Here is a 25,610-nt window from a genome sequence, read left to right as displayed (position 1 = left end):
CGCTTGTTCCTTTAAAACAATTCGGCCATTTCTTGATTGCGTTTTACTGCAGCTTTGACCGCATCTGCTGAGATTTTATCAATATCATAAGCTTGATATTGCTCAATACCTTTGGCGGTAGAGCCACCTTTACTGGTAACTTGTTTACGCAAATCTTCTAATTCCAGTTCGCTGTGAATTGCCATTTCCGCTGCACCAAGTGCCGTCTGTTGTACCATTTGTCGCGCTTTATCACGATCAAAACCAAGCGCAACTGCAGCTTTTTGTAAGCTCGCCATAAACTCAAAAAAGTAAGCTGGACCACTTCCGGCTACAGCGCCGAGAATATCCAGCTCGTCTTCATCACTAACCCAAAGGGTGGCACCGACACCATCAAAAGCGGTGGTGATAAAACTCTTATCACTGTCATCGACACGGTCATCGGCAACGAGGCCAGACATCCCTTTGCCTACTAAAGAGGGCGTATTCGGCATCACTCGAATCATCCGAATGTCATCGCCAAGATACTGGCGATATTTACTGATGCGAATTCCCGCGGCGATGGTAACGATGAGTTTATCGGCTAAATGAGCCACCTGTTCACGCAAAGCGGCACAGACATCAGCCATTAATTGCGGTTTTACCGCAAGCACTATTACGTCAGCTTTGTTAGCAACTTCGGCGTTATCTTGCGAAGTATGCACGCCAAGCTCAGCGGCGATTTTCTCGAGTTTACCCGGGCTAGGGTTACTGACAAAAATTGCGTCGGCAGGATAGCCACTTGCGACCATTCCACCGACGATGCTTTGCGTCATATTACCTGCACCGATAAAAGCGATAGTGCGATGCTGAGTTGTCATGAATTACTCCTTTTTGCTTGCTCGAGCGCCAAATAGTGCAGTACCTACGCGTACCATGGTTGAGCCCGCGCCGATAGCCGCGGTAATGTCTTGGCTCATGCCCATTGAAAGTGTATCAACACTTTCATATTGGGATGATAATGCAGAAAACAACCGCTGCATGGCGTTGAAGCTCTGTTGTTGTTGCGCTTCACTTGCATGCGCAGCCGGAATCGTCATGAGTCCGCGTAGCGTTAGGCGGTCGGCGGCGGCAATCTCCGCGGCTAAGGCCGCTACTTCATCTGGTGCAACGCCAGATTTACTTTGTTCATCGTCAATGTTGACCTGAATCAAAACTTGTAATGGCGGTAACTCTGCCGGTCGCTGTTCGTTGAGTCGGCGAATAATTTTGCTACGATCTACACTTTGTACCCAAGCAAAATGGGCGGCGATATCGCGGGTTTTATTGGACTGAATAGGGCCAATAAAATGCCAGACAAGGGCGTCAAGGTCGGTCAGCTGTTGCTGCTTTTCTAACGCTTCTTGTAAATAGTTTTCGCCAAAGTGTCGCTGTCCCACCTCATAGAGCTCACGGATTGCACTAGCAGGCTTGGTTTTGCTTACAGCTAACAATTGCACCGATTCTGGTCTACGATTGTGTTGATTGCAGGCGCTTTCGATCTGCTGGCGGACTTCTTTTAAGCGCTCAACTATGCTATTCATTGGACTCTGGCTCATTGCTAACACTCACTCATAATAAAAAAGAGAAAGCGTATGGATATTACTGAGTTACTGGGCTTCGCCGTTAAACATAACTCGTCGGACTTACATTTATCAGCGGATTCACCGCCTATGATACGTGTCGATGGGGACGTTCGTAAAATCAATATTCCATCTTTGTCACATAAACAGGTGCAAGAGTTGGTTTACGACATCATGAATGACCGACAACGGAAAGAATACGAGCAAAATTTGGAATGCGACTTCTCATTTGAAGTTCCTGATTTAGCGCGCTTTCGGGTCAATGTTTTTGTCCAAAATAGAGGCTGTGGTGCGGTATTACGTACCATCCCGAGTGAAGTTTTAACGCTAGAGCAGTTGGGTGCGCCTGAGATTTTTAAAACTATTGCCGATCAACCGCGAGGGTTGGTGTTAGTGACTGGGCCAACTGGCTCGGGTAAGTCAACCACGCTCGCCGCGATGGTAGATTTCATTAATGAAAGTAAGCATCATCACATACTGACCATCGAAGACCCGATCGAATTTGTGCACCGCAATAAGCAGAGCTTGGTTAACCAACGTGAAGTGCATCGTGATACCCACAGCTTTGCTAATGCACTGCGCTCGGCCCTGCGGGAAGACCCTGATGTAATTCTCGTTGGTGAGATGCGTGACCTTGAAACCATTCGCTTGGCGATGACAGCAGCTGAAACGGGCCACTTGGTGTTTGGTACATTGCACACCACCTCGGCACCAAAAACCATTGACCGTATTATCGATGTGTTCCCCGGTGACGAAAAACCTATGGTTCGTTCCATGCTTTCAGAATCCTTACGTGCGGTTATTTCACAAACACTGTTGAAGCGTGTTGGTGGCGGACGAGTTGCGGCCCACGAAATCATGATCGCGACCCCAGCGATCAAAAACCTTATTCGTGAAGATAAAGTCGCGCAGATGTACTCGTCAATTCAGACGGGTGCTGCGCACGGTATGCAGACACTTGACCAAGGTCTGCTAAACTTATTGAATCAAGGCTTAGTTTCGCGTCTCGAGGCGCGCGCAAAAGCTGCTAACAAAGAGGCGTTCAAGTAGTTATGGCGCAAGAGGATAAGCGAGGAACAACTATGTTGCTCAACAAACTACTGCAAATCATGATCGAAAAGAACGCTTCAGATTTGTTTATTTCGGCAAACCTGCCACCAAGCGCCAAAATCAATGGTGAACTACGTCATTTGACCGAGCAGAAACTTTCGGAAGAGGGCGCGTTGGACTTGGTGAAAGATGCGCTCGGTGAGAAACACCACGATGCGTATTTTAAAGATCATGAAGCGAACTTTGCGATATTCCGTGAGGGTATCGGCCGCTTCCGGGTCAGCGCATTCTGGCAACGGCAACGCGCCGGTATGGTTATTCGTCGTATCGTCACCGAAATACCCACCGTGGAAGAACTCAAGTTACCTGAAGTTCTTACCAAACTGATCATGGCAAAGCGCGGCCTCTTTCTGGTTGTGGGTGGCACGGGTACCGGTAAATCAACGAGCTTGGCAGCATTGCTGGGTTACCGAAATCAGCATTCGCGTGGCCATATTATTACCATCGAAGATCCGATTGAATTCGTGCATGAGCATGGCAAATCTATGGTCACCCAACGTGAAGTTGGAACCGATACGGAGAGTTTTGAAGCGGCGCTGAAAAGTTCATTACGACAAGCGCCGGACGTTATTTTAGTCGGTGAGATACGCTCGCAAGAAGTCATGGAATATGCACTCACCTTCGCTGAAACCGGTCACCTATGCGTGGCTACTTTGCACGCCAATAACGCGAACCAAGCGATAGAGCGGATCATGCACATGGTGCCAAAAGAGAAAATCGGCAAATTGATGTTCGACTTGTCGTTGAACTTGCGCGGTATTGTCGCACAGCAATTGATTCCGACCGTTGACGGTGGGCGCTTAGCTGCCATTGAGGTGTTGCTCAACAGCCCTATCGTGGCGGAGAAAATTGCCACCAACGATATGGGTGAAATCAAAGAGATCATGGCGAAGTCGCGAGAACTGGGTATGCAAACCTTCGACCAAGCTCTTTTTGACCTCTACAAAGCTCGCAAAATCACCTTTGAGGATGCATTGCGTCATGCTGATGCACCAAACGATTTGCGCTTGAAAATTAAACTTAGCGGCGAGAGTCGTCCCGGTGAAGAAGGCCCACTTAAAGGTGTGACTGTAGATTTCGAGTAACTTCGAGTAAACTATCGCTCTTTTATAAGTGCGGTAGTACGAGGTTTTCATGCGCGTTCTCGGAATCGAGACATCTTGTGACGAAACAGGCATTGCTATTTACGATACCGAGCAAGGCCTGTTAGCCCATCAGTTGTATTCCCAAGTCAAATTACATGCAGATTATGGCGGCGTGGTGCCAGAATTGGCATCGCGCGACCATGTGCGGAAAACCCTACCACTCATTCAAGCTGCTCTCAGCGAAGCTGAGCTAACGAGTGCCGATATTGATGCTGTTGCCTACACCGCGGGACCTGGTCTAGTTGGCGCCCTACTGGTTGGCGCCTGTATTGGCCGGAGCCTAGCTTTCGGCTGGCAGGTTCCGGCGATAGCCGTGCATCACATGGAAGGCCACTTGCTGGCGCCCATGCTCGAAGATAATCCTCCAGCATTTCCGTTTATCGCACTACTCGTTTCTGGTGGCCATACGCAATTGGTGCGCGTTGATGGCATCGGTAAGTATGAATTACTCGGTGAGTCTGTTGACGATGCTGCTGGCGAAGCGTTTGATAAAACTGCCAAATTGATGGGGCTCGATTATCCCGGTGGGCCGCGATTGGCCGCTCTGGCAGACGGTGGACAGCCCGGTGTTTATAAATTTCCGCGGCCGATGACTGATCGACCCGGTTTAGATTTTAGCTTTAGCGGCTTGAAAACCTTCGCGGCAAATACTATCGCCGCGGCCGATGCAAGTGAGCAAACGCGGGCGGATATTGCTCGAGCCTTCCAAGATGCAGTGGTGGATACTTTGGTGATTAAATGCCGACGCGCCCTAGAAGCGACCGGTTTAAAGCGTCTCGTGGTTGCCGGAGGGGTGAGTGCCAACAAAGCTTTGCGCGAGCAACTACAGGCGTTTACTCGGCAGATAGGCGGACAGGTGTACTTTCCGCGGCCTGAGTTTTGTACCGACAATGGGGCGATGATCGCATTTGCTGGCGCGCAACGCCTGCTTGCAGGTGAGCAAGTGGATATAGTGATTAGGACCTTTCCGCGTTGGCCATTAGAGCAGCTACAAACCCCAGCAAACGCCGATTAACGACGGCGCATGCGTTGCTCGTGACCCTGGCGCAGACGCGATATATTGGCTTGGTGGCGCCAGATGATAAGTATTGAAATCATAATCACAGGCACCGTGTATTGCGGCTTAATCCAATAGGCATAAAATGGTGCCAAAGATACGGTAATGATTGCGGCCAACGAGGAGACGCGGCTGATACGAAATACCACGAGCCAGGTGGCGATGAGTAATAGCGCCATTTCCCAAGCGACCGGAAACATTGCGCCTAAGGCGGTTGCAACGGCTTTTCCACCGCGAAAATGAAAATACAGCGGGAAAATGTGACCGAGGCAAGCAGCAACTGCGATCATGCCCAGGAATAAGGGTTCGATACCAAGAAAGTAGGAGCCCCAGACCGGCACCATACCTTTGAGAACATCAAAAAATAGCGTTAGAAATGCTGGGACTGCGCCACCCATACGATATACGTTGGTTGCACCTGGATTATTGGAGCCATGTTGGCGCGGATCGGGCAAGCGAAACAGTTTGCAGATAAGTACCGCACTGCTGATGGAGCCAAATAAGTAGGCGACAATGATGGCGAGAACAATTAATGCACCCATGAGGTTTTTTTTCCGGCGCGCTTTCCGTTACTATGCAAAGCCATAAGCATAAGCGCTTTGGCGTCAAATTTCTATGCTGATAAATAGAGTAGGGCAGAATGGATAAAGTGTTCGTAAAAGGCTTAAAGACCGCCGCCTATATTGGTGTGTACGAATGGGAGCACGAGCAGCCGCAACCATTGCTTTTTGATCTGACCATGCTGTGGGATCAACGTGCAGCTGCAGCCGCCGACGATATTCAACTTGCATTAGATTACGATAGCTTGAGTAAAGCCGTAGTGCAGTTGGTTGAAGCACGTCCACGGCAACTGATCGAAACCGTCGCAGAAGAAGTTGCTGAATTGATTCTGAGCGATTTTGCCGTCACTCAAGTGACAGTCACAGTTTATAAGCCGCAAGCGGTCGCTGCTGCTGAAACTGTTGGTGTTGAAATAACCCGACAGCGCAACTGATATGGCAATGACGCAGGTATTTCTTGGGCTTGGTAGTAATCGCCAACGTCGGCAGCACATGCAAGCTGGCCTTCGCGCTTTGCACGATCGTTTCGCCAGCCGTCAGCGACCGATGAAAGTTGCGCGCATGTATGAAAGCGCGGCGGTAGGTTTTGACGGCCATGATTTCTACAATACTGTAGTTGGATTTCATACCGATTTACCGCTTACTGCTCTGAGTGAAGTGTGCAAGCAAATTGAGCGAGCGAACGGTCATCCATCCTCTTTGCCCAAATACAGTCCGCGGACCCTCGATATTGACTTGTTGCTTTATGGCGACTTAGTTTGCGCCAAGCCGATTCAATTACCTCGCCCCGAGGTTTTGTTTAATGCTTTTGTGCTGTGGCCGCTAGCCGAACTAGCGCCAAGCTATAAGCATCCTGAAACTCAGCAAAGCTTTGCAGAAATTTGGCAGAATTTTAATAGCGAGCAGGTGTTAAAACCGATAGAATTTCGCTATCCAGCACTACCTTATTTGATCACCCCCGAGAGCGACAAGGAAGCGGCATTTTGAGTACGTTCGAAGCAATTATTTTAGCTTTAATACAAGGCCTTACCGAATTTCTTCCAATCTCAAGTTCCGCTCACTTGATCTTGCCGTCGCAATTGCTCGGTTGGCAAGATCAAGGTCTTGCCTTTGACGTCGCTGTACACGTGGGCACCTTGGCCGCGGTCATGTTTTACTATCGCAAAGAAGTCGGCGAATTGCTGGTGGGCTGGTTTGCTAGTTTTTGTGGTCGCCATTCGGCCGCTGGTCGTATGGCTTGGTTTTTGGTTTGGGCGACAGTGCCGGCTGGGCTTGCGGGGTTGTTCGGCAACGACATCATTGAAAATTATGGACGCTCGGCACTGGTCATTGCCAGTACCACGATTCTCTTTGGCGTACTACTGTGGTTTGCCGATAGCAGAGCCAGCGAGCGCTCATCACTTGACAAACTCACGTTGCGACAGGCATTGCTGATCGGCATCGCGCAGGCTGTTGCGCTGATCCCGGGCACTTCGCGTTCAGGTATTACTATGACCGCTGGTTTATTGCTGGGCCTAACGCGTTCGGATGCTGCAAGATTCTCATTTCTGTTATCGATACCAGTGATTCTGCTAGCGGGTGGTTACAAAGGCTTACAACTGGTGCAGCAGACGGCACCAGTTGCTTGGGACCTCGTCGCAATCGGCACTTTGGTCGCTTTTGTTTCAGCTTATGTGTGCATCAAACTGTTTTTACAAGTAATTGAGAAAATGGGCATGCTGCCATTTGTGATTTACCGTCTACTTCTTGGCGTTGTTTTACTCTGGATCTTCCTCTAACGCATTACTAATAGCAGCGGCTCTGGCGCGGCTGACCGCTGCGCCGATTGCTGGGCCTTGGAGAGTTTCACCACGCTGTGCTGCGGCCGCAATCACCTCACCGGCATGCACCGCAACGGCTGCTGCATAGGCTCGCTGCAAACGTTCTAGCGTCGCCTCGCTAACACCTTGCAGTTGCCACAACTGCCGCAGCTTTTGCCAACGTTCTGGACAGCGCCAACAATCTGCTTGGTGCAAACAGTTAGCGAACAAGTCACTCGCTGCAACATCGTGGTGCTGTGCATGACAACGCTGGGCGATAAGTGCTAATGCCCGCCATTCATTGGGGACGCGTAGACGCGCACAAAACTGCTCAATTTGTGTTTCAGTTAGTTCCGCCATGAGTAGTAAAAAGACTTGTTCAGACTGTTGTTCTGGCACTTCGGGATAGCGCGCTTCAAGCCTTTGCAATAATGTGTCGTCGGCAAGCTCTGGATACCACTGGGTCAGTGCGTCAACATTGGCTAATACGGAAAAATAGACCCAAGGACGTGACGTATTCAGCGCTTTTACGGTTTCATGCCAGACCCGTTCATTAGCTAAGCTCGCCAGCTCGCCATCGGCACTTATCTGCTGCATCAGTGCCAAGGTTTCACTGGCGATATAGAAACCATCCTTAGCGAAGCGAGCAGCGAAGCGTGCCACTCGCAACACCCGTAGTGGATCCTCAACAAACGCCGGCGAGACGTGACGCAGACAACGTTTCGCGAGATCCGAACGGCCACCATAAGGATCAATCAATTGACCATCACTGGCTTGGGCGATTGCGTTAATGGTGAGATCACGGCGCAGCAAGTCCTGTTCCAGCGTGACATCTGGCGCTGCATGCACGCTAAACCCGGTATAACCGACGCCCTGTTTGCGTTCGGTACGTGCCAGTGCATATTCTTCGCCAGTCTGCGGGTGTAAGAACACCGGGAAGTCTTTGCCAACTTGCTGAAATCCCTGCGAGAGCATTTCTTCGGCAGTGGCGCCTACGACCACATAATCACGTTCAGTGACCTGTTTGTTCAAGAGACTATCGCGAACTGCTCCACCAACAAGATATATTTGCATCGGTAAACCCTTTTAATTTTAGTTGATGATCGCGAATGACTAGCCCTGATGCAAGTCAATCGTTACACTGACTTTAGTTTCATTTAGCGAAGTTCAACAAATTATGTATCTGAATTACTTTGGATTACAGACAGAGCCTTTTTCGATTGCGCCTGATCCGCAATTTTTATACATGAGCGAGCGCCACCAAGAGGCCTTGGCACACCTCAGTTATGGCCTGCAAGGTAGCGGCGGTTTTATTTTATTAACCGGTGAAGTGGGGACTGGTAAAACTACCGTATCAAGGGCTTTACTTGAGCAGTTGCCGGAAGCAACTCGCACTGCGTTCATCCTCAATCCCATGCTGAATGAAACTGAATTATTGGCCACCTTGTGTGATGAATTTGGCATTCGCTACGCTAAACGTAATATCACTAACAAGAGACTCACCGACAAACTGCAAGAATTTTTGCTCACGGCTCATGCCGCGGGCGAACAGTGTGTAGTGTTGATTGATGAAGCTCAGCATCTACGCTCGCAAGTGCTTGAACAATTGCGCCTATTGACCAACCTTGAAACTAACCAGCATAAGTTGTTGCGGGTGATTCTGATCGGTCAACCTGAATTACAGGACTTGCTGCGTCGCCGTGAGTTACGGCAATTAGCCCAGCGCATCACCGCGCGTTATCATCTCTTACCGTTGCAAGCTGCTGACACCCAGCGTTACATCAACTATCGCTTGCAGGTAGCTGGCGCGCAGCGAGAGTTATTTGATAACGCAGCGTTAAAGCTGGTGCATTATTACAGTGAGGGCATTCCACGCCGGCTGAACTTGCTCTGCGATCGCGCGCTACTTGCCGCATACAACGATCAAGTACAAGTGGTTGGCAAAGCTCAGGTAAAAGCCGCTGCGCGCGAGCTCGACGTGAGTCCCAGCCAAACACCGCGGCGCATGTCCATCGCCTTAGTGACAACAATGGTGATTGCCTTAGTCGGAACCGCAGCCCTGAGTTGGTGGTTCAATAGTTCTGCAAACACGGCAACCACGCTTGCGGCGGCGCAGCCTGTATCCGCTGCAAGTACGCAACAACCCTTGCAGTCGCTGTTACGCGCTTGGCAGCTACCACAACCACCAGCTGACGTTGAACTCTGTCGTTGGCTCGAAGAATATCAACTCGGTTGTGTGCAAGGTCGATTGCGCTTCGATCGCATCAAGGCATTGAATTTGCCGGTGTTGTTGCAGCTGCAAGATGGCGGTTGGCAGGCGGTCACGAGTGAGAGTGCAACGCCTAATGCGAACTGGACCGGTGAATTTTTGGCCGTGTTTCCGTTGCCCCCTGGGTATCAGTTGCGCGCTGAAGATACCTATCAACGCTGGTTGGGTGAACAGTTACGGCAAACCACAGCGCAACAGCAAGATTCTTTGGCTGAACTCGTGACGGCGCTACAGCAACAACATGGCTTGCCGGTGTCAGGCGAACTTGATGGGCTTACCTTGGCGTGGTTGACCAGTCACCATACCGATTTTGGCCCGCGTCTAGCGATGCAGCAGGAGCAACAATAGCTATGTCTTCCGTGTTAAAAGCATTACGCCAACAACAGTCCAAATTCATTCCGCAACAGCAAGCGATTGCATTGGCACCCGCGCATCAACGTATTGCGCCGGTAACGCGTTGGATACCTTGGCTAGCGGTCCCGGTTGCGGCTTTGCTTGGCTGGTTTGCAGTGGGATGGTTTATGGCTCCGGCGACGCCGCTGGCAGAGCAACCACAAACAGCATCCGCACCAACTTGGCGACTCGGGGAACCGACTCGAATCCGTCAGGTAGAGCTAGCCACCGTAATCTCAACCGAGGTGGTAGAGGTTGATACGGATCGGCCTTTACCTAGCTCAACACCAGAGCCTGAGCCTTCACCAGTGAATGAGCGTGGCGTTGATCTTGAGCAAGTCCCCGCAGATTTGCTCGCGGCCTTTGATCAAGCGGTGGCAGCAACAGGGGGCGGTAACGAGACGCTTGCAGATAACTCGATCGTGCCGCAACTAAGTGCTCTGTCCCAGCAATTTCAGCGACAAATACCTTCCTTTAGTTACGATGCGCATCAGTACTCTTCACGCGCCGATAGTCGCTTCGTATCGCTTGCTGGGCAACGCTTATGGCAAGGTGATCAATGGCAGGGAATACAGGTGCTTACGATTGCTCCGAATCATGTCGTGCTGGCTTATGGCAACACAGCTTTCCGGCAACCGGCATTACAGGACTGGACAAGACCTTAGGAACTTGGTATTAAAACACCTGTTTAAATCTTCTGTTTGATTTAGTTGAGGTGTTGTATGGCTGATTACCGAGTTCCCCGTGAGGACATCCAGTTCTTATTGCAAGACGTTTTTCATGTTGACCAAGATTGGGCGCGTTTCTCACAACTTGCTGAAGTTGATATGGAAATGGCTTTGGCAATTGTCGATGAAGCAGCAAAACTCGCAGAAAACCAGATTGCGCCTAATGCGCGCGCCGCCGATGAAGAAGGCGTAAAGTTCGCTAACGGCCAGGTCACGACGCCACAAAACTACAAAGAAAACTTCAAACAGTTGGCCGAAGGCGGCTGGGTGGGCGTCACCGCAAACCCAGAATATGGTGGCATGGGTCTGCCCAAAGTCGTTTCAGCGCAGTACGAAGAGATCTTGTGCGCAGCCGATATTTCGTTTTCGCTCTATCCGGGCCTTACTGCCGGTGCCATTATCACCATCGATCAGTATGCCTCTGATGAACTGAAAGACCTTTATTTACCTCGCATGACGTCAGGTCAGTGGACTGGCACCATGTGCTTGACCGAACCTCATGCAGGTACTGATTTAGGTATTATCCGCAGCAAAGCCGAACCGCAAGCAGATGGGAGTTATGCTATTTCAGGCACCAAAATATTCATCACTGGTGGTGAACACGATCTGACCGAGAATATTGTCCATTTGGTGCTGGCGAAATTGCCGGACGCACCCGCTGGTAGCAAGGGCATTAGCTTGTTCTTAGTGCCTAAATTTTTGCCAGATGCTGATGGTAATGTCGGTGAGCGGAATCAAGTGCATTGTGGCTCAATTGAACACAAAATGGGGATCCATGCTTCTGCTACTTGTGTGATGAATTTTGACGGCGCTAAAGGTTGGCTCGTTGGTGAGCCACACCAAGGTTTACCAGCGATGTTCACCATGATGAACTATGAGCGTTTGGGTGTGGGTATTCAGGGACTTGGCGCTGCCGCGCGGTCGTACGTGAATGCGCTTGAATATGCACAAGATCGGATTCAAGGTCGTGGTGCCAAAGCAACCCGCCAGCCAGAAAAAGAGGCGGATCCTCTTATCGTGCATGGCGATATCCGTCGTATGTTGCTCACTATGAAAGCTTTTGTTGAGGGCGGTCGAGCGTTCTCGACCTATGTTGGGCAACAGCTGGATATCGCTAAGTACAGTGATCACCAGCAAGAGCGAGAACGGGCCGATGCTCTGGTCGCGTTGCTCACGCCGATTGCGAAAGCATTTATTACTGACACTGGGCTGGAAGCTACCATTCTTGGTCAGCAAATCTTTGGTGGGCACGGCTATGTGCGTGAATGGGGGCAAGAGCAACTGGTGCGCGATTGTCGGATTGCACAAATCTATGAAGGAACCAACGGTATCCAAGCACTAGACTTGTTGGGTCGTAAAGTTGCCGGCTCACGTGGTCAGCTATTGCAGCCGTTGCTCGAAGACATTCAAGCGTTGCTGGCAGAGCCGCAAGCTGAGCTTGCTAAAGAGTATGAGCAATTGGGTGAAGCAGTGAAGCTGGTCGCCAGCGTGACTGAGCAGGTACTGACCAAAGTCGCTGCGGATGAGAACATCGTCAATAGTGTTGCGGTCGAATACCTACATTTGATTGGTTATGTCACTTACGGCTATTTGTGGTTGCGTATGGCCAAAACTGCACAACCTTTGACTGCCGAGCGTCCGTATTTAGCAAGTAAAGTGAAAACTGCGAAGTTCTATATGGCGCGCCTGTTGCCGCGTATCCAAGGTTTGGCCGCCGCCATTAACGACGGCAGCCAATCATTGTACTTACATGAACTGGGTGATTTTTAATCACCCAGCGAAAGTAAGGTAGCGTTGCCACCAACAGCAGTGATGTTGTTGGTGCGCGTTTTCTCGGTAACGAAGCGCGGCAGATAGTGTGGTCCGCCCGCTTTTGGACCGGTTCCTGATAGACCACGACCACCAAATGGCTGTACGCCCACCACTGCACCTATTTGGTTACGGTTGATATAAACGTTACCAACATCAATCCGGCGAGCCACATCAGCAGCAAAGGTTTCATTGCGGCTGTGGATGCCAAAGGTCAAGCCAAAGCCTGTCGCGTTAATGCTATTGATCACTTCATCAATCTTATCTGCTGAATAACGGATCACGTGCAGAATTGGACCGAAGTTCTCTTTCACTAACTGATTAATGCTATCGATTTCAATCGCAGTAGGAGCCACGAATGTACCACCGTTGGTGTAATCTGGCATTGGTGCACGCGCGATCAAACGACCGGCCTGTGAAATATCGTTCACATGCTGTTCGAGACTGTGCTTCGCAGCGCCGTCGATGACTGGACCGACATCGGTTTCGTGCAACATGGGGTCGCCAACTTTTAACTCTGCCATGGCGCCTTTGAGCAGTTCAATGACACGATCCGCGATGTCATCTTGCACGAACAAGACGCGTAACGCTGAACAGCGTTGACCGGCACTCTTGAAGGCACTGGCGACAATATCCGTCACTGCCTGTTCAGGCAGGGCGGTTGAGTCGATGAGCATGGCGTTTTGGCCACCGGTTTCGGCAATCAACGGGGCGATGGTCGAAGTGCGTGCTGCGAGCGCGCGGTTAATTGCCTGTGCGGTGTAAGTAGAGCCAGTGAAGCATACACCACCAATATCTTCTTGGCTGGTCAAGAACGAGCCCACCTCGGCACCACTACCTGGCATGAAGTGTAATACATCACCTGGGATACCGGCGTCGAGCATGAGCTGGACGGCGCGGAACGCGATGAGGCCGGTTTGCTCTGCTGGCTTGGCGATGACACAGTTACCGGTGACCAGTGCTGCAACAACTTGACCAGTGAAAATGGCGAGAGGGAAGTTCCATGGGCTAATACAGATGAAGGTGCCGCGACCTTCAACTGATAACTCGTTGGTTTCACCTGTGGGTCCTGGCAACTTAATGCGCTCACCCATGAGCTTACGCGCCTCAACTGCGTAATAACGGCAGAAATCGACCGCTTCACGCACTTCGTCGATACCGTCCTGTAGGCTTTTACCAGCTTCCAAAGTACACAGCGCGATCAACTCTTCGCGATTAGCTTCCATTAAGTCAGCGAATTTCTCGAGCGCTTGGGCGCGGATTTCGACATCAGTATCACGCCAGCGACGATAAGCAGCATTCGCGCTGTTTAGCGCTTGCTCAGCTAAGGCTTTATCGCCCCAGCAAATGGTACCGATATTACGGCTAGTTTCCTGTGGGCTATGAATCGCTACTTGGTGATGTGCGGTGACCACATCGCCATTGACGATAGGACCGCCTTGCCACTGTTTGTCACGGTATTGCTGCACCGCAGCAATAAAGTCATCTGCTTGAGAATGAATGTTCATGTTCAATCCTAACGAGTTCTTCCGATCGCCAAAAATCTGCGTCGGTAGTGGAATTTTGGTGTTTGCTAAGGTTTCGTACTTAGCAATGGTGCGCATTGGGTGCTTGATCAGTTCGTCAACTGGCGTCGCTGGGTCGACCAGTTTGTGCACGAATGAGGTGTTCGCACCGTTTTCTAACAGACGTCGGACCAGGTACGGTAACAGGTCTTTGTGGGCGCCAACTGGCGCATAAATACGCACGGTCACGTTCGGGTCTTCTTGTAACAGCGTATCGTACAGGTCATCACCCATGCCATGGAGGCGTTGGAACTCGATGCGACGTTGATACTGCTCGTTGAGGTGACGAATCGCAACCACGGTTTGTGCGTTATGGGTGGCGAACTGTGGATAAATGGCACCGTCAGTTTGCTCGCACAACAAATAATGTGCGCAGGCGAGGTAACTTACGTCAGTGCTTGCTTTGCGGGTGAAGACCGGGTAACCGGTCAAGCCATTTATTTGGCACAGCTTGATTTCGCTGTCCCAATACGCACCTTTGACCAAGCGCACTGGAATTTCATCACCGCATTCTTTTGCTAACGCAGTCAGCCATACCAGGGTCGGCAATGCGCGTTTTGAATACGCCTGAACAACAAGACCGAAGCGTGGCCAGCCTTTACAGACACCACTGCGATAGACTTTCTCGAACAGTTCCAGCGAGAGTTCGTGGCGGTCAGCTTCTTCCGCATCGATGGTAACGCCAACATCGGCTTGTTTCGCTAACTTCACCAAGTCGGTCAAACTTGACGCCAGCTCGGTGAGTACGCGCTCGTGGTTGGCCGACTCATAGCGTGGGTGCAGCGCCGAGAGCTTGATCGAGATGGTCGGTCGTGGTGCTTTCGGGTTGTTAAACTTCTCTTTCGCGACCACTTGAATTGAGTTGACGTAATCATCGAAGTAGCGACGCGCATCTGCACCGGTAAGGGCCGCTTCGCCAAGCATATCGTAGGCATGAGTGTAGCCTTTATCGCGGTTGGCGCGGCTATTTTTCAGCGCTTCCTCAATGGTGCGGCCTAACACGAATTGTTTACCCATAATGCGCATCGCGGTATAGGTCGCTTTACGCACAATCGGCATACCCAAACGGCGCGTCAAGCGGCGGAACACACCGCGCGGCGTTTCCATGGGTTGACCGGTGGGATTGATCACTGCATTAGTAAGTGCCAGTCCCCAAGTGCCAGAGTTCACCAACCAAGATGAGCTCTCACCCATGTGCTTTTGCCAATCACCGCCAGACAGACGATCTTGAATCAATGCGTCAGCGGTGCGCGCATCAGGGATACGCAGCAGGGCCTCGGCCAAACACATCAGAATAATGCCTTCTTTGGTATCTAAACTGTACTCTTGTAAGAATGCATCGACACCACCACCGTCAGCGCGCTCGCGCACGGTTTTGACCAGTTGCGCGGAACGTTCGGTTACAGCGTCGAGGGTCGCATCATCACTCGGTACCAGTTGCATCAGCTCCTGCAAATACGCGTCTTCATCAACCAAATAGTTGTCGGTAATCGCGCGTTGCAAAGTGCCAAGGTCGGCACCGCTATACTGAGCCGTAAGTACTTCACTGGCTTTGAACATAGCATCTCCTGTAGGACTCAGCCATACGGCTAAATAGGGACATTTTTCGCGCGCCAGTATATGCCTTTTTTAGTGCGCGTAAAGCCCATACAATCAACTTTTTCTAAAGTTTCCTTAGGCCGCCACGGTGCAACTTTTGCGCAGCGCTGTCAAGCCTTGTCGAGTTGACCAACAGCCTACCTGCGAGTACCTTAGACAAGCGTAAAACAATCATTGTAAAGAGAGCCGTTGTGAGTCAAGAAATCGAACTAAAACTGTTAGTTGAAGAAGCATCTGCTGATAAAGTGATAGCGCTATGTCAGAGCCTAGCGAAACAAGTCGAGATGACCGAGATGCATCTCAGTAACAGTTACTTTGATACCGATGACTTACGCCTACGGCAGCATGATATGGGGCTGCGTATTCGTCAACGGGGCGAACAACGAGAGCAGACCATTAAATTAGCCGGTGAAGTGCTTGGCGGCATGCATAGCCGCCCTGAGTACAACGTTCCTACCGCGAGTGATAAACCCGATCTTACGCTGTTTGATGAAGCGATTTGGCCAGAGGACTTTCCATTTTTTGATATCAACCGCGACTTAAATGAACTCTTCACCACTGACTTTACCCGTTCCCGTTGGCGCATTCCCAGTGCCGATGGCGTGATAGAACTGGTCTACGATCGCGGCAGTATTCGTGCTGGTGATACAGCACAAGCCCTCGCTGAAGTCGAGATCGAAGTTCAAGAGGGAGCTGATGTAAACGACGCCTACAAACTGGCGCGTCGCTTTATCACCCGACTCAACGCCCGTTTAGGCAGTCTAAGCAAAGCCGCACGCGGCTATTTGTTGGCGGGCAAGTCAGTGTTGGAGCCCTTTACCCATGCGCATTTTGTGCAGCAACGTCCAGATGATGATGTTGGCACTGGACTCTATCGTGCGCTCGGCTATGCGTTGCAATATTGGCAACACAACGATGCGTGTTTAGCGGCGCAACCGAGTGTGCGGGCGGTCGCAGGTATTACTGATGGCATCCGCTTAAGTAAAGTCGTATTACAGCAATTGCAAATGCTCGAAATTGATGTCAGTGACCACATTATGCGCCTTGATCAGATGCTTGGACACTTGGGCTGGTTGAGTCGTTATGATGGCCTCATCGAGTTGACGGCGGAAGACGGGGCTTATCATCGGGCGTTGAATAATTATCCGAAACTGTATGAAGAGATTGTCGAGCAACAGCAGCACGCGGTGCAGTTAGAGCTCGTGCAAAGCCTCAGTATTCGCGATGATTATCAATTAACTTTGCTCGAGCTTGGCGCCTTATGTCACCAGCAGCCACGCCACGAACAGTTGATGCAATTGCCGCTCAAGCAATGGGCCGCGCAACGCTTACGTGAGGATTGGCAAAGCGTGGTGGATGCCTTTAGCCGCGATGGCGAATTGAAACCTGAGTACTACTTGAAGCAACTCTCGCTGCTGCAAGCGTCGCTGCAACTAGGCTACTGTGTTGGCTTTCTGTTCGATGCTGAAGATCGTGAAATGTTTCGCTCGCCTTGGCAGGATATGGCCCGCGGGATCCGCGAAATTATGGCGTTAAAACTGTTACGTGAAGCCATCAAGGATAACGATGACGCGCAACCGGAGAAGCTATTAAATTGGCAAGCCGTGCAGTTGGAGTCGTTGCTCTATGCACTCGAATTGTCACGCAAAGCGGCGTTAAAGCAAGAGCCGTATTGGTTGACCTAAGATGACAGAATCGCAGTTGTTGCAACGCATAGATACCATAAGTGCTTTTGTTGCTCGCGTACGTGAGCAACAACCTGATGCAGTCACATTCGATGCACAAGGGAAGATTCGCATTCCTACGGTCAGCTCCTATTTAAGAGAATTACAAAACTTAATGTCTGAAGCTGTGAATGAAGCGAGCGCTCAAAGTATTCTACGACGTACTCGCGAGCGTTGGTTTGCAACGCTTGCGGCCGCCGACCTTGGCGACCAGATTGAATTACCTACCATGCTCGAACACATTAGTGCCGCAGCCGATGCACTTATCACGGTCGCGCGTGATTGGGCAATGCAGTCGCTGGTCGAGCGCTACGGTACGCCACTCGATAGCAATGGCAATGCGCAGCAATTGATGATCATTGGAATGGGTAAGCTCGGTGGCCGAGAACTTAATTTTTCATCCGATATCGATCTGATTTTTTGCTATCCCGAACGAGGTGAGACTGACCATCCGCGCAAACCCGTTGAAACAGATGTGTTCTTTACCAAGCTAGTACAGGCTGTGGTGAATTTACTCGATACAGTCACCGGCGATGGGCGGGTATTTCGCGTCGATCTGCGGTTACGGCCGTTTGGCCAATCTGGGCCTGTGGTCACCAGTCTTGCGGCGCTTGAATATTACTACCAAGAGCAAGGCCGCGACTGGGAACGTTACGCCATGGTCAAAGCACGATTGATTGGCGCTACTGCGGCACAGCAGAAGCAGTTGCAACAACTGTTACGTCCCTTTGTTTATCGCCGCTACATAGATTTTTCAGCCATCGATGCCTTGCGTAAGATGAAAAACCTTATCACCCAAGAAACGCGACGCCAAGGCGTGCAGGACAATATTAAATTGGGGCCAGGTGGCATTCGCGAAGTCGAGTTTATTGCACAAACCTTCCAGCTCATTCGTGGTGGTCAAGAGCGGCAATTACAGACGCAAAGTCTGTATCAGGCCTATGCGGCGATTACCGAGTTAGAGCTCTTGCCAGCGGCTACGGTCAACACTTTGCTTGAGGGCTACGGATTCTTGCGTAAGCTTGAGCATGTGTTGCAGCAGCTTAACGATGAGCAAACACAGACATTGCCGACCGAAACGGATAAGCAAGCGCGCGTGGCGCTTGCCTTTGGCACGTCATGGTCCGAGTTATTGGCGAAAACAGAAGCGGTTATGGCGATTATTCATCAGCATTTTCGTGATGTGATCGGCGACAACGAGCAAGATGAAGACGATGCGGGGGCCTTGCAGTTGTTATGGCAAGACATGGTCGAGGAAACGACCGCCCTTGATGTATTGCTCGAAGCAGGCTTGAACAAGCAACGCGCGCAGCAAATTTGGCAAGCAGTCAGTGAACTGCGGATGGAGCTACGCAAGCGTGGTAGCGGCCCGCGTGGACGCAAAGCTATGGCGCGTTTGGTGCCTACCTTGCTCCAACGCGCCTTGCCGTTGGCTGATGCCGAAGTGGTGATTGAGCGAGTGTTTGGCGTGTTGCGGCAAATCATGACCCGCACTGCTTATGTCGAATTATTGGTTGAAAATCAGGGCGCGCGTGAGCAACTCATCAAACTATGCCGCGCCAGCTCTTGGCTAGCTAAACATCTAGCGAACTATCCGATTTTGTTGGATGAACTGATCGACCCTCGCCATCTTTATGAGCTGCCTGAGCTGACCGAATACCCAGCCATTGTGAATGAGTATTTGCTGCGCATTCCAGAACATGAAGAAGATCTGGAAGCACAAATGAATGGCTTGCGCCAAGCTCGGCAATCCTGTCAGTTAAAAATCGCGGCGGCTGACATTAGTGGTGCGTTGCCGTTAATGAAGGTCAGCGACCACTTGAGTTACTTGGCCGAAGCGATTATCGGTCATGTGGTGCGACTTGCCTGGCAGCAACTGACCCATAAATATGGTGCGCCCCCTGGGCGGAGTCTTGAAGATACCGGGCTAGCAGTGATTGCATACGGCAAACTAGGGGGGCTGGAACTTAGCTATAGCTCCGACCTCGATTTGGTTTTTGTGACCGATAGCGACTATCAAGGCGAGACGGATGGTGCTAAGCCAATCGAGGTTCAGCAGTTTTATTTGCGCTTGGCGCAACGAATTCTGCACTTGTTTACCACTCGTACCATGATTGGCATTTTGTACGATGTCGATATGCGTCTACGCCCCTCGGGCAAAGCCGGGCTTTTGGTAACGCGACTCGAAACCTATGAAGGCTATTTGCAGGATGAAGCATGGACCTGGGAATTGCAGGCTTTAGTGAGAGCGCGTGCGGTATTTGGTCAAGCATCATTACGTGAGGCATTCAGCACTATGCGCGCGCAACAGTTGTGCCGATCGCGCGATGCTAACAAGTTAGCTGAGCAGGTCGTGACCATGCGTGAAAAAATGCGCACACACAAGTTACAGCAAATTGAAGGTCAAGCTTTCGACTTAAAGCAAGGTGTTGGGGGAATCACTGACATTGAATTTTTGGTGCAGTTTCTAGTACTCCGTTATGCAGCAGAATACCCTGAACTCACCACCTGGACAGATAATGTACGTATTCTGGAACAAGTGGCAAAACTCGACTTGTTGCCTGCAGAGCAAGCGAATCAATTGATTGCAACTTATGTACGGTGTCGAGAATGGCTGCATCAACTCGCGCTCGATGACCGTGGTAATGTGACGCACCAGCCGGTAGTAAAAGAACGGAAAGTGGTCACCGAGGCTTGGCAGCATTGCTTCGCTGCCGTGCTCGAAGGTCACAAGGATTAACGGCGATAAAGGTCGGGGTCGCTCTCGTTAGGTCGTGTTTTGAAGCGTCTATGTACCCATAAATATTGCTCAGGGCATTGCATGACAGCGTACTCGACCATTTGATTGACGCGAGTAACATCGGCCACATCATCGCCCGTCGGAAAGTTCTCAAACTCAGGGTAGAACGTCATATCGTAGCCGCTACCGTCGTCACGACGAAAGCAAGTGACAGGCAATACCGCACAATTTTCATGCGCCGCAAATAACAGCGTACCGGTTGTGGTACTGGTCTGTTCAACGGCAAAAAAGGGGGCGAACACGGTGCGGCGTCGACCGTAATCTTGGTCCGGCAAATAACCAGCGATTTCACCCTGAGCGATAGCTTCCATCATACTGCGCACATCGGTACGTGGGATCATATATTTATTCGAACGCCCACGTCCGCGAGTTTGCAAAAACTCCATTACCGCATTGTTGTGTGGGCGGTAGAGGCCCACTGCGGGTTGCACAAAACCGTGCAAGCGCGCATGCACTTCAAGGCTTAGAAAATGAAACAGCAACAACAGCACACCTTTGCCTTCTTGCAAAGCTGCCTCGAGGTGCTCAACGCCGTGTACATGTAATTTGCGGCGAATGCGCCAGTCTGGCCACCACCAGGCCATGCCCGTTTCAAAAAATGCGACGCCAGTATTTTTCATATTTTTGGCAACGAGCTTTTCGACCTCAGCGGCCGTTTTATCAGGAAAGCACAGCTCAAGATTTCGCCGAGCGATATCTGCACGGCGCGGCACGAATTTGTAAAAGAGGTTACCAAGACCACGGCCCATAGCGAGCTGCCACCGATACGGTAACCAGGAGATCAAATAAAGAAGGCCGACCCCTAACCAGGTCAGCCAATACTTAGGAAGTAAAAACCTTGCTTCGAACTTCGGTTTCTCAATTATTTTCATTAATTAGACTTGCGTTAATTGCCATCAGATCTTGTTCACTGATCTTACCTGAAGCTTGCTGCAGTGTCAGTGATTGACGGATGTAATTATAACGCGCAGTCGAGAGATTACGACGAGCATTGTAGAGGTTACGGGTACTATCAAGTACATCTACGATGGTACGAGTACCGACTTCGAAACCAGTTTGCGTCGCTTTCAAGGCAGATTCTGCAGAAACGACAGCTTGTTCAAGTGCACGAATTGTTGAAATTGAAGCGACCACGTCATAAAAAGCGTTACGCACTTCACGCTCTACACTGCGGCGGGTAAATTCCAACTGTTGGCTGCTTGCAACATAGTTAGCACGTGCTTGCTCAGCTTGTGATGAAGTACGGAATCCACTGAAAATAGGGACATTCAAAGATAAACCAATCGATGAACTGTCCATTCGCGGAGTGTCGTTAGTGCGACCTAGTACCTCGCTTTCACTATCTGAAGTGCTGAAACTACCCGACAGTGAAACACGCGGGTAATGCCCGGCTAAGGCAAGATCAATTTGCTGGTCAGAAATTTCGACGGCGACGCGTTGGACCAGTAACTGTAGGTTTTTGTCTTCAGCCGTGGTGACCCAACTGTCAGCAGCTTCTGGCGATGGCGAGGTTGGCGAAAAGGACTCGGTATCAAGTCTTGCCAAGTCTTCGTGGTACCGACCGGTGATTTCACGTAGGCCTTCTTGTGCGATTTCGACAGCGTTACGAGCTTGAATTTCGCGCGCGACAGCTTGGTCGAACTGTGCTTGTGCTTCATGTACATCGGTGATGGCTGTAAGACCAACAGAGAAGCGTTGTTTGGTTTGCTCAAGCTGGCGTTCAATGGCGCGCTTTTCAGCTTCGGCAAATTCGAGGTCATCCATACGCTCAAGTACCGTGAAATAAGCGTTTACGACTCGGATCATGAGCTGTTGACGTTCATTCAAATAGTTGACTTCTGCTTGATATGCACGCTTTTCAGCGATTTGTGTTTGCTCCCAAGTGGCTTTGTTGAACACCGTTTGGCTTAGGTTTACTCCCGCGTTCCACCCAGTTGAGGCTACATCGTACAGAAAGATGTTACCGCCGCTATCAAAATTAAGCGTTTCGCGAGTAGAGCGGTTGTAGCCAGCCTCGAAGCCTAGTTGTGGCCACCAATCGGCCTCGGCGATATTGAGTCCTTGCCTAGCCGCTTCACGTTGCGCTTCGGCTTGTTTCAGTGTTGGATCATTTTGTAGGGCAAGTTGGAAAACTTGTGCGAGGTCATCAGCGTATACTACAGAGCTACCTGCAGCGAAGGTAAAGCCGATAACAGCAGAAAGAATCGTTTTTTTCATGAGTTCAGTGGTCCTGAATGGTTGTTCTGGCTCAAATGACCGTTGCTAATTTTGTTTGGTATTTTACATACACAATTGAATGATTACTAGCATACTCCGATGGCTTGTCGGATTCATGCTTTCAGTTGCAACAGAAATCGGTTAAATGTAACCAATTATGAGCAAATCGTGCGAATTTACTGTCGCTTATTTATTTTAGTAGATTCTAATATACGGAATCAAAAGACAAAAGGTTTACAGTGCAAAAATTTAATCATCAAGATTTTAAGATTATAGAACGTGAATCGATACGTGAGGGGTTTTTGAGTCTTTATCGCTACCGCATTCAGCATCGTTTGTTTGCCGGCGGTTGGTCAGCGGTTTTTGATCGCGAATTAATGGAGCGTGGGCATGCGGTAGTGGTTTTACCCTATGACGTGCAGCGCGATTGTTTGGTGTTACTAGAACAATTTCGCATTGGCGCACTTGAGCAACAAGACTCACCTTGGTTACTTGAATTTGTGGCCGGTATGATTGATCCAGGCGAGACCGCTGATAGTGTTGCCCATCGCGAACTCGAAGAAGAAGCCGGCTTGCAAAGCGCTAAAATGCACTATGCAATGACCTACTTGTCGACGCCTGGCGGCTGTAGTGAGAAAATTTCGGTTTATGTGGCAGAAGTGGATAGTAGCAAGGCCAGCCGTCACGGTGGCCTCGCCACCGAAAATGAGGATATTTTAGTGCATGTGTTACCGCGCAGCGAAGTCATTGCTTTGCTAGAGCAAGGAAAAATTAACAACGCTGCAAGTGTCATTGGTCTACAATGGTTACAACTTCATTTGGAGCAGCTCAAAGCAGCATGATTAAAGATGTCAAACGCCAACGCTATCAATTTGACTTAGCGGCCTTGCAACGCTTGGCCGCCGTCAACTATGCAGCACTGCTTAAAGTGGTTGCACAAATGAAGCAAGGCGGTGAGCGCTTGATCAAGGTAGGGCAGCATTTACATTTTCGCGTCGCGGTGTTGCAACGTGCTCCCTACACCACGGACATTCGCATTAAACAACAAGCTTTGAATAAACAGCTACCGGGGTTAGTGGAAGCTGAACTTGAAGTGCGTTTGTATCATGATGCGCAACTGGCCGAAGTAACTCGGAGTCAGCACGTGCAGCGTTTACAGCCTGTCTACCAACAACCCAACCCAGCTATGCATCAAAGTAATGAAAAATTTCAAGTGAATAAATTTCTGCAGGAATGGCTCGAACTTATTCGCGAACGCGGACTTGCCACCGAATACTAGCTTGAGTTTATGCTCGTCCTGTAACAGTATATGAGCATTCTATAACTACAATTCTTGTCACCGAAAAGAAGAGCGCATGTCAGACTATAAAGCAGATGCGATAGAGGTCCTCAATGGCCTCGAGCCGGTGCGACGCCGCCCCGGCATGTATACGGACACCACCCGTCCTAATCACCTTGGTCAAGAAGTCATCGACAACAGTGTCGATGAAGCGTTGGCGGGCCATGCTCAACAAATCATTGTAACTTTGCACCCCGATCAATCCTTGGAAGTTGAAGATGATGGTCGCGGTATGCCGGTCGACATCCACCCTGAAGAGGGAGTTCCCGGCGTTGAATTGATCATGACTAAATTGCATGCCGGCGGTAAGTTTTCGAATAAAAGCTACAACTTCTCTGGTGGTTTGCACGGCGTAGGTATTTCCGTGGTAAACGCTCTGTCAACGCGCGTCGATATCAAGGTTAAGCGCGACGGCCAAGTTTATGAGATGGCTTTCGAGCATGGCGATAAGGTCAGTGAGCTCACCGTTACTGGCACGGTTGGCAAGCGCAACACAGGTACCAGCGTGCATTTTTGGCCTGATGCCAGCTATTTCGACTCGGCTAAGTTCTCGGTAACCAAACTAACCTATTTGCTGCGCGCCAAGGCTGTTTTATGTCCCGGCCTGAAAATTATTTTCCGCAATTTAGTCGATAACAGTGAACAGAGCTGGCAATACGAGGACGGGTTACGTGACTACTTAGTTGAAGCCGTAGAAGAATTGCCGACCTTGCCAGAAGAGCCCTTTATTGGGAGCTTCAAAGGCAAAGAAGAAGCTGTCGATTGGGCTGTTACCTGGTTGCCTGAGGGAGGCGAGGGGATTGCTGAAAGCTACGTGAACTTAATTCCGACCCCACAAGGCGGTACTCACGTTAACGGCCTACGGCAGGGGCTGCTAGATGCGATGCGCGAGTTCTGCGAGTTTCGTAACTTACTCCCGCGTGGCGTGAAGCTAACGCCAGAAGATATTTGGGAACGTTGCTGCTTTATTCTGTCGGTGAAGATGCAAGACCCGCAGTTTGCTGGACAAACCAAAGAGCGTTTGTCCTCTCGGCAAACCGCAGCTTTTGTTTCGGGTGTAGTGAAAGATGCATTCAGCTTGTGGCTAAATGAACATACTGAACAAGCCGAACAACTTGCTGAACTGTGTATCAATAACGCCCAACGTCGTATGCGGGCGAGTAAAAAAGTAGTCCGTAAAAAAGTTACACAAGGTCCACCGTTGCCGGGTAAGCTCACGGACTGTGCAAGTCAAGATACTGCCCGTAGTGAGTTGTTTTTAGTGGAAGGTGATTCCGCCGGCGGCTCGGCGAAGCAAGCGCGGGACCGCGACTTTCAGGCCGTGATGCCACTGCGCGGTAAGATTTTGAATACCTGGGAAGTAGAATCCGATCAAATTCTTGGATCACAAGAAATCCATGATATTTCGGTTGCCCTTGGCGTCGACCCTGACTCTGACGATTTAGAAAAACTGCGTTATGGCAAAATCTGTATTCTTGCTGACGCGGACTCCGATGGCTTGCACATTGCCACGCTGCTCTGTGCCTTGTTCGTAAAACATTTTCGCGCCTTGGTTGACCATGGCCATATTTACGTGGCGATGCCGCCACTTTATCGAATCGACGTCGGTAAAGAAGTTCACTATGCACTCGATGAAGATGAGAAGCAGGGCATTCTGGATCGAATTGAGGCCGATAAACGCAAAGGCAAAGTCAACGTACAACGCTTTAAAGGGCTAGGTGAGATGAATCCGCTGCAGTTACGCGAAACCACAATGGATCCAAATACGCGACGCTTGGTGCAGTTAACTGTGGATGACGTAGAGGCAACCCAAGAATTGATGGATATGTTGCTCGCTAAGAAACGTTCTGGCGATCGCCGTGATTGGCTTGAGAGCAAGGGTAACCTTGTCGACTTGGCAGAGTTGTAAGGAGAAA

The 25,610-nt window shown here is 50.3% G+C and carries 21 protein-coding genes; 14 read left to right on the top strand and 7 right to left on the bottom strand.

What is annotated here, in order from left to right:
* Positions 1–11 precede the first annotated feature (11 nt).
* Both proC and IDAT_RS06955 read right to left on the bottom strand, forming a co-directional pair.
* Positions 12–839 (bottom strand): pyrroline-5-carboxylate reductase, encoded by an 828-nt coding sequence (proC, locus tag IDAT_RS06960; RefSeq protein WP_034732220.1) that lies wholly within the window; start codon positions 837–839, stop codon positions 12–14.
* Positions 840–842: 3 nt separating this feature from the next.
* The gene (locus tag IDAT_RS06955; RefSeq protein WP_034732219.1) at positions 843–1,541 is read right to left on the bottom strand and encodes a YggS family pyridoxal phosphate-dependent enzyme; all 699 of its coding nucleotides are present in this window, start codon (positions 1,539–1,541) and stop codon (positions 843–845) included.
* Positions 1,542–1,592: 51 nt separating this feature from the next.
* Between IDAT_RS06955 and IDAT_RS06950 the strand changes: the two genes are divergently transcribed.
* The 3 genes from IDAT_RS06950 to tsaD are packed head-to-tail and all read left to right on the top strand — an operon-like array spanning position 1,593 to position 4,850.
* Positions 1,593–2,630 (top strand): type IV pilus twitching motility protein PilT, encoded by a 1,038-nt coding sequence (locus tag IDAT_RS06950; protein ID WP_034732218.1) that lies wholly within the window; start codon positions 1,593–1,595, stop codon positions 2,628–2,630.
* Between the two features lie 2 nt (positions 2,631–2,632).
* Entirely contained in the window at positions 2,633–3,775 is a 1,143-nt protein-coding gene (locus tag IDAT_RS06945) for a PilT/PilU family type 4a pilus ATPase (RefSeq protein WP_051986634.1), read from the top strand.
* A gap of 49 nt (positions 3,776–3,824) precedes the next feature.
* Positions 3,825–4,850, top strand: coding sequence for a tRNA (adenosine(37)-N6)-threonylcarbamoyltransferase complex transferase subunit TsaD (gene tsaD / locus IDAT_RS06940; protein ID WP_034732216.1), 1,026 nt, complete (start codon positions 3,825–3,827; stop codon positions 4,848–4,850).
* Here the strand turns inward: tsaD and plsY are convergent.
* Positions 4,847–5,434 (bottom strand): glycerol-3-phosphate 1-O-acyltransferase PlsY, encoded by a 588-nt coding sequence (gene plsY, locus IDAT_RS06935; protein WP_034732215.1) that lies wholly within the window; start codon positions 5,432–5,434, stop codon positions 4,847–4,849. The genes tsaD and plsY overlap by 4 nt on opposite strands.
* 98 nt (positions 5,435–5,532) lie before the next feature.
* Here plsY and folB point away from each other — a divergent pair, with 98 nt between their 5' ends.
* From folB to IDAT_RS06920, 3 genes are read left to right on the top strand one after another with little or no spacing between them, the layout of a single operon-like run.
* The gene (folB, locus tag IDAT_RS06930; RefSeq protein WP_034732213.1) at positions 5,533–5,886 is read left to right on the top strand and encodes a dihydroneopterin aldolase; all 354 of its coding nucleotides are present in this window, start codon (positions 5,533–5,535) and stop codon (positions 5,884–5,886) included.
* Between the two features lies 1 nt (position 5,887).
* Complete coding sequence (folK, locus tag IDAT_RS06925; protein ID WP_244441608.1) at positions 5,888–6,439, top strand: 2-amino-4-hydroxy-6-hydroxymethyldihydropteridine diphosphokinase; 552 nt, start codon at positions 5,888–5,890, stop codon at positions 6,437–6,439.
* Complete coding sequence (locus IDAT_RS06920; RefSeq protein ID WP_034732212.1) at positions 6,436–7,230, top strand: undecaprenyl-diphosphate phosphatase; 795 nt, start codon at positions 6,436–6,438, stop codon at positions 7,228–7,230. Before folK ends, IDAT_RS06920 begins: the two co-directional genes overlap by 4 nt.
* Here IDAT_RS06920 and IDAT_RS06915 read toward each other — a convergent pair.
* Positions 7,210–8,325: a tRNA nucleotidyltransferase/poly(A) polymerase-related protein gene (locus tag IDAT_RS06915; RefSeq protein ID WP_034732210.1), complete on the bottom strand. Its 1,116-nt coding sequence runs from the start codon at positions 8,323–8,325 to the stop codon at positions 7,210–7,212. The two genes, IDAT_RS06920 and IDAT_RS06915, sit on opposite strands and share 21 nt — an antisense overlap.
* Positions 8,326–8,428: 103 nt before the next feature.
* On the opposite strand from IDAT_RS06915, the gene IDAT_RS13550 reads away from it, so the two are divergent.
* Genes IDAT_RS13550 through IDAT_RS06900 form a run of 3 tightly spaced genes read left to right on the top strand, consistent with a single transcriptional unit; the run spans position 8,429 to position 12,411 of the window.
* Complete coding sequence (locus tag IDAT_RS13550; protein WP_034732209.1) at positions 8,429–9,868, top strand: ExeA family protein; 1,440 nt, start codon at positions 8,429–8,431, stop codon at positions 9,866–9,868.
* A gap of 2 nt (positions 9,869–9,870) precedes the next feature.
* The gene (locus IDAT_RS06905; protein ID WP_034732207.1) at positions 9,871–10,578 is read left to right on the top strand and encodes a general secretion pathway protein GspB; all 708 of its coding nucleotides are present in this window, start codon (positions 9,871–9,873) and stop codon (positions 10,576–10,578) included.
* A 57-nt stretch (positions 10,579–10,635) separates the two neighbouring features.
* The gene (locus tag IDAT_RS06900; RefSeq protein WP_034732205.1) at positions 10,636–12,411 is read left to right on the top strand and encodes an acyl-CoA dehydrogenase C-terminal domain-containing protein; all 1,776 of its coding nucleotides are present in this window, start codon (positions 10,636–10,638) and stop codon (positions 12,409–12,411) included.
* Here IDAT_RS06900 and putA read toward each other — a convergent pair.
* Positions 12,408–15,575: a bifunctional proline dehydrogenase/L-glutamate gamma-semialdehyde dehydrogenase PutA gene (gene putA / locus IDAT_RS06895; RefSeq protein WP_034732204.1), complete on the bottom strand. Its 3,168-nt coding sequence runs from the start codon at positions 15,573–15,575 to the stop codon at positions 12,408–12,410. The genes IDAT_RS06900 and putA overlap by 4 nt on opposite strands.
* Positions 15,576–15,805: 230 nt before the next feature.
* Here putA and IDAT_RS06890 point away from each other — a divergent pair, with 230 nt between their 5' ends.
* Both IDAT_RS06890 and glnE read left to right on the top strand, forming a co-directional pair.
* Positions 15,806–17,299 (top strand): CYTH domain-containing protein, encoded by a 1,494-nt coding sequence (locus IDAT_RS06890; protein WP_034732203.1) that lies wholly within the window; start codon positions 15,806–15,808, stop codon positions 17,297–17,299.
* Position 17,300: 1 nt separating this feature from the next.
* Positions 17,301–20,078, top strand: coding sequence for a bifunctional [glutamate--ammonia ligase]-adenylyl-L-tyrosine phosphorylase/[glutamate--ammonia-ligase] adenylyltransferase (gene glnE / locus IDAT_RS06885; RefSeq protein WP_034732201.1), 2,778 nt, complete (start codon positions 17,301–17,303; stop codon positions 20,076–20,078).
* Here the strand turns inward: glnE and lpxL are convergent.
* Together lpxL and tolC are read right to left on the bottom strand one after the other, a co-directional pair.
* Complete coding sequence (gene lpxL / locus IDAT_RS06880) at positions 20,075–21,004, bottom strand: LpxL/LpxP family Kdo(2)-lipid IV(A) lauroyl/palmitoleoyl acyltransferase (protein WP_034732318.1); 930 nt, start codon at positions 21,002–21,004, stop codon at positions 20,075–20,077. The two genes, glnE and lpxL, sit on opposite strands and share 4 nt — an antisense overlap.
* Positions 20,997–22,355 carry an outer membrane channel protein TolC gene (gene tolC / locus IDAT_RS06875; protein ID WP_034732200.1) on the bottom strand — a complete coding sequence of 453 codons (1,359 nt, stop codon included), beginning with the start codon at positions 22,353–22,355 and terminating at the stop codon, positions 20,997–20,999. The genes lpxL and tolC overlap by 8 nt, the downstream gene beginning before the upstream one ends.
* A gap of 239 nt (positions 22,356–22,594) precedes the next feature.
* Here tolC and nudF point away from each other — a divergent pair, with 239 nt between their 5' ends.
* The 3 genes from nudF (at position 22,595) to parE (ending at position 25,603) form a co-directional block, all read left to right on the top strand.
* Positions 22,595–23,197 carry an ADP-ribose diphosphatase gene (gene nudF, locus IDAT_RS06870; protein ID WP_034732199.1) on the top strand — a complete coding sequence of 201 codons (603 nt, stop codon included), beginning with the start codon at positions 22,595–22,597 and terminating at the stop codon, positions 23,195–23,197.
* Positions 23,194–23,634 (top strand): DUF1249 domain-containing protein, encoded by a 441-nt coding sequence (locus tag IDAT_RS06865; RefSeq protein WP_034732197.1) that lies wholly within the window; start codon positions 23,194–23,196, stop codon positions 23,632–23,634. Before nudF ends, IDAT_RS06865 begins: the two co-directional genes overlap by 4 nt.
* A 76-nt stretch (positions 23,635–23,710) precedes the next feature.
* Positions 23,711–25,603, top strand: coding sequence for a DNA topoisomerase IV subunit B (gene parE / locus IDAT_RS06860; RefSeq protein WP_034732195.1), 1,893 nt, complete (start codon positions 23,711–23,713; stop codon positions 25,601–25,603).
* Positions 25,604–25,610 lie beyond the last annotated feature (7 nt).

This window comes from Pseudidiomarina atlantica (genome assembly GCF_000753735.1).
In the GTDB taxonomy this organism is placed as follows: domain Bacteria; phylum Pseudomonadota; class Gammaproteobacteria; order Enterobacterales; family Alteromonadaceae; genus Pseudidiomarina; species Pseudidiomarina atlantica.
The sequence above is the reverse complement of the archived record's forward strand: the minus strand, read 5'-3'. Positions and strand labels throughout refer to the sequence as shown.

Excerpts from the sequence above, each read along its gene's own strand:
- proC (WP_034732220.1), bottom strand. The coding sequence starts at position 839 with ATGACAACTCAGCATCGCACTATCGCTTTTATCGGTGCAGGTAATATG.
- IDAT_RS06955 (WP_034732219.1), bottom strand. The coding sequence starts at position 1,541 with ATGAATAGCATAGTTGAGCGCTTAAAAGAAGTCCGCCAGCAGATCGAA.
- IDAT_RS06950 (WP_034732218.1), top strand. The coding sequence starts at position 1,593 with ATGGATATTACTGAGTTACTGGGCTTCGCCGTTAAACATAACTCGTCG.
- IDAT_RS06945 (WP_051986634.1), top strand. The coding sequence starts at position 2,633 with ATGGCGCAAGAGGATAAGCGAGGAACAACTATGTTGCTCAACAAACTA.
- tsaD (WP_034732216.1), top strand. The coding sequence starts at position 3,825 with ATGCGCGTTCTCGGAATCGAGACATCTTGTGACGAAACAGGCATTGCT.
- plsY (WP_034732215.1), bottom strand. The coding sequence starts at position 5,434 with ATGGGTGCATTAATTGTTCTCGCCATCATTGTCGCCTACTTATTTGGC.
- folB (WP_034732213.1), top strand. The coding sequence starts at position 5,533 with ATGGATAAAGTGTTCGTAAAAGGCTTAAAGACCGCCGCCTATATTGGT.
- folK (WP_244441608.1), top strand. The coding sequence starts at position 5,888 with ATGGCAATGACGCAGGTATTTCTTGGGCTTGGTAGTAATCGCCAACGT.
- IDAT_RS06915 (WP_034732210.1), bottom strand. The coding sequence starts at position 8,325 with ATGCAAATATATCTTGTTGGTGGAGCAGTTCGCGATAGTCTCTTGAAC.
- IDAT_RS13550 (WP_034732209.1), top strand. The coding sequence starts at position 8,429 with ATGTATCTGAATTACTTTGGATTACAGACAGAGCCTTTTTCGATTGCG.
- IDAT_RS06905 (WP_034732207.1), top strand. The coding sequence starts at position 9,871 with ATGTCTTCCGTGTTAAAAGCATTACGCCAACAACAGTCCAAATTCATT.
- IDAT_RS06900 (WP_034732205.1), top strand. The coding sequence starts at position 10,636 with ATGGCTGATTACCGAGTTCCCCGTGAGGACATCCAGTTCTTATTGCAA.
- putA (WP_034732204.1), bottom strand. The coding sequence starts at position 15,575 with ATGTTCAAAGCCAGTGAAGTACTTACGGCTCAGTATAGCGGTGCCGAC.
- glnE (WP_034732201.1), top strand. The coding sequence starts at position 17,301 with ATGACAGAATCGCAGTTGTTGCAACGCATAGATACCATAAGTGCTTTT.
- tolC (WP_034732200.1), bottom strand. The coding sequence starts at position 22,355 with ATGAAAAAAACGATTCTTTCTGCTGTTATCGGCTTTACCTTCGCTGCA.
- IDAT_RS06865 (WP_034732197.1), top strand. The coding sequence starts at position 23,194 with ATGATTAAAGATGTCAAACGCCAACGCTATCAATTTGACTTAGCGGCC.
- parE (WP_034732195.1), top strand. The coding sequence starts at position 23,711 with ATGTCAGACTATAAAGCAGATGCGATAGAGGTCCTCAATGGCCTCGAG.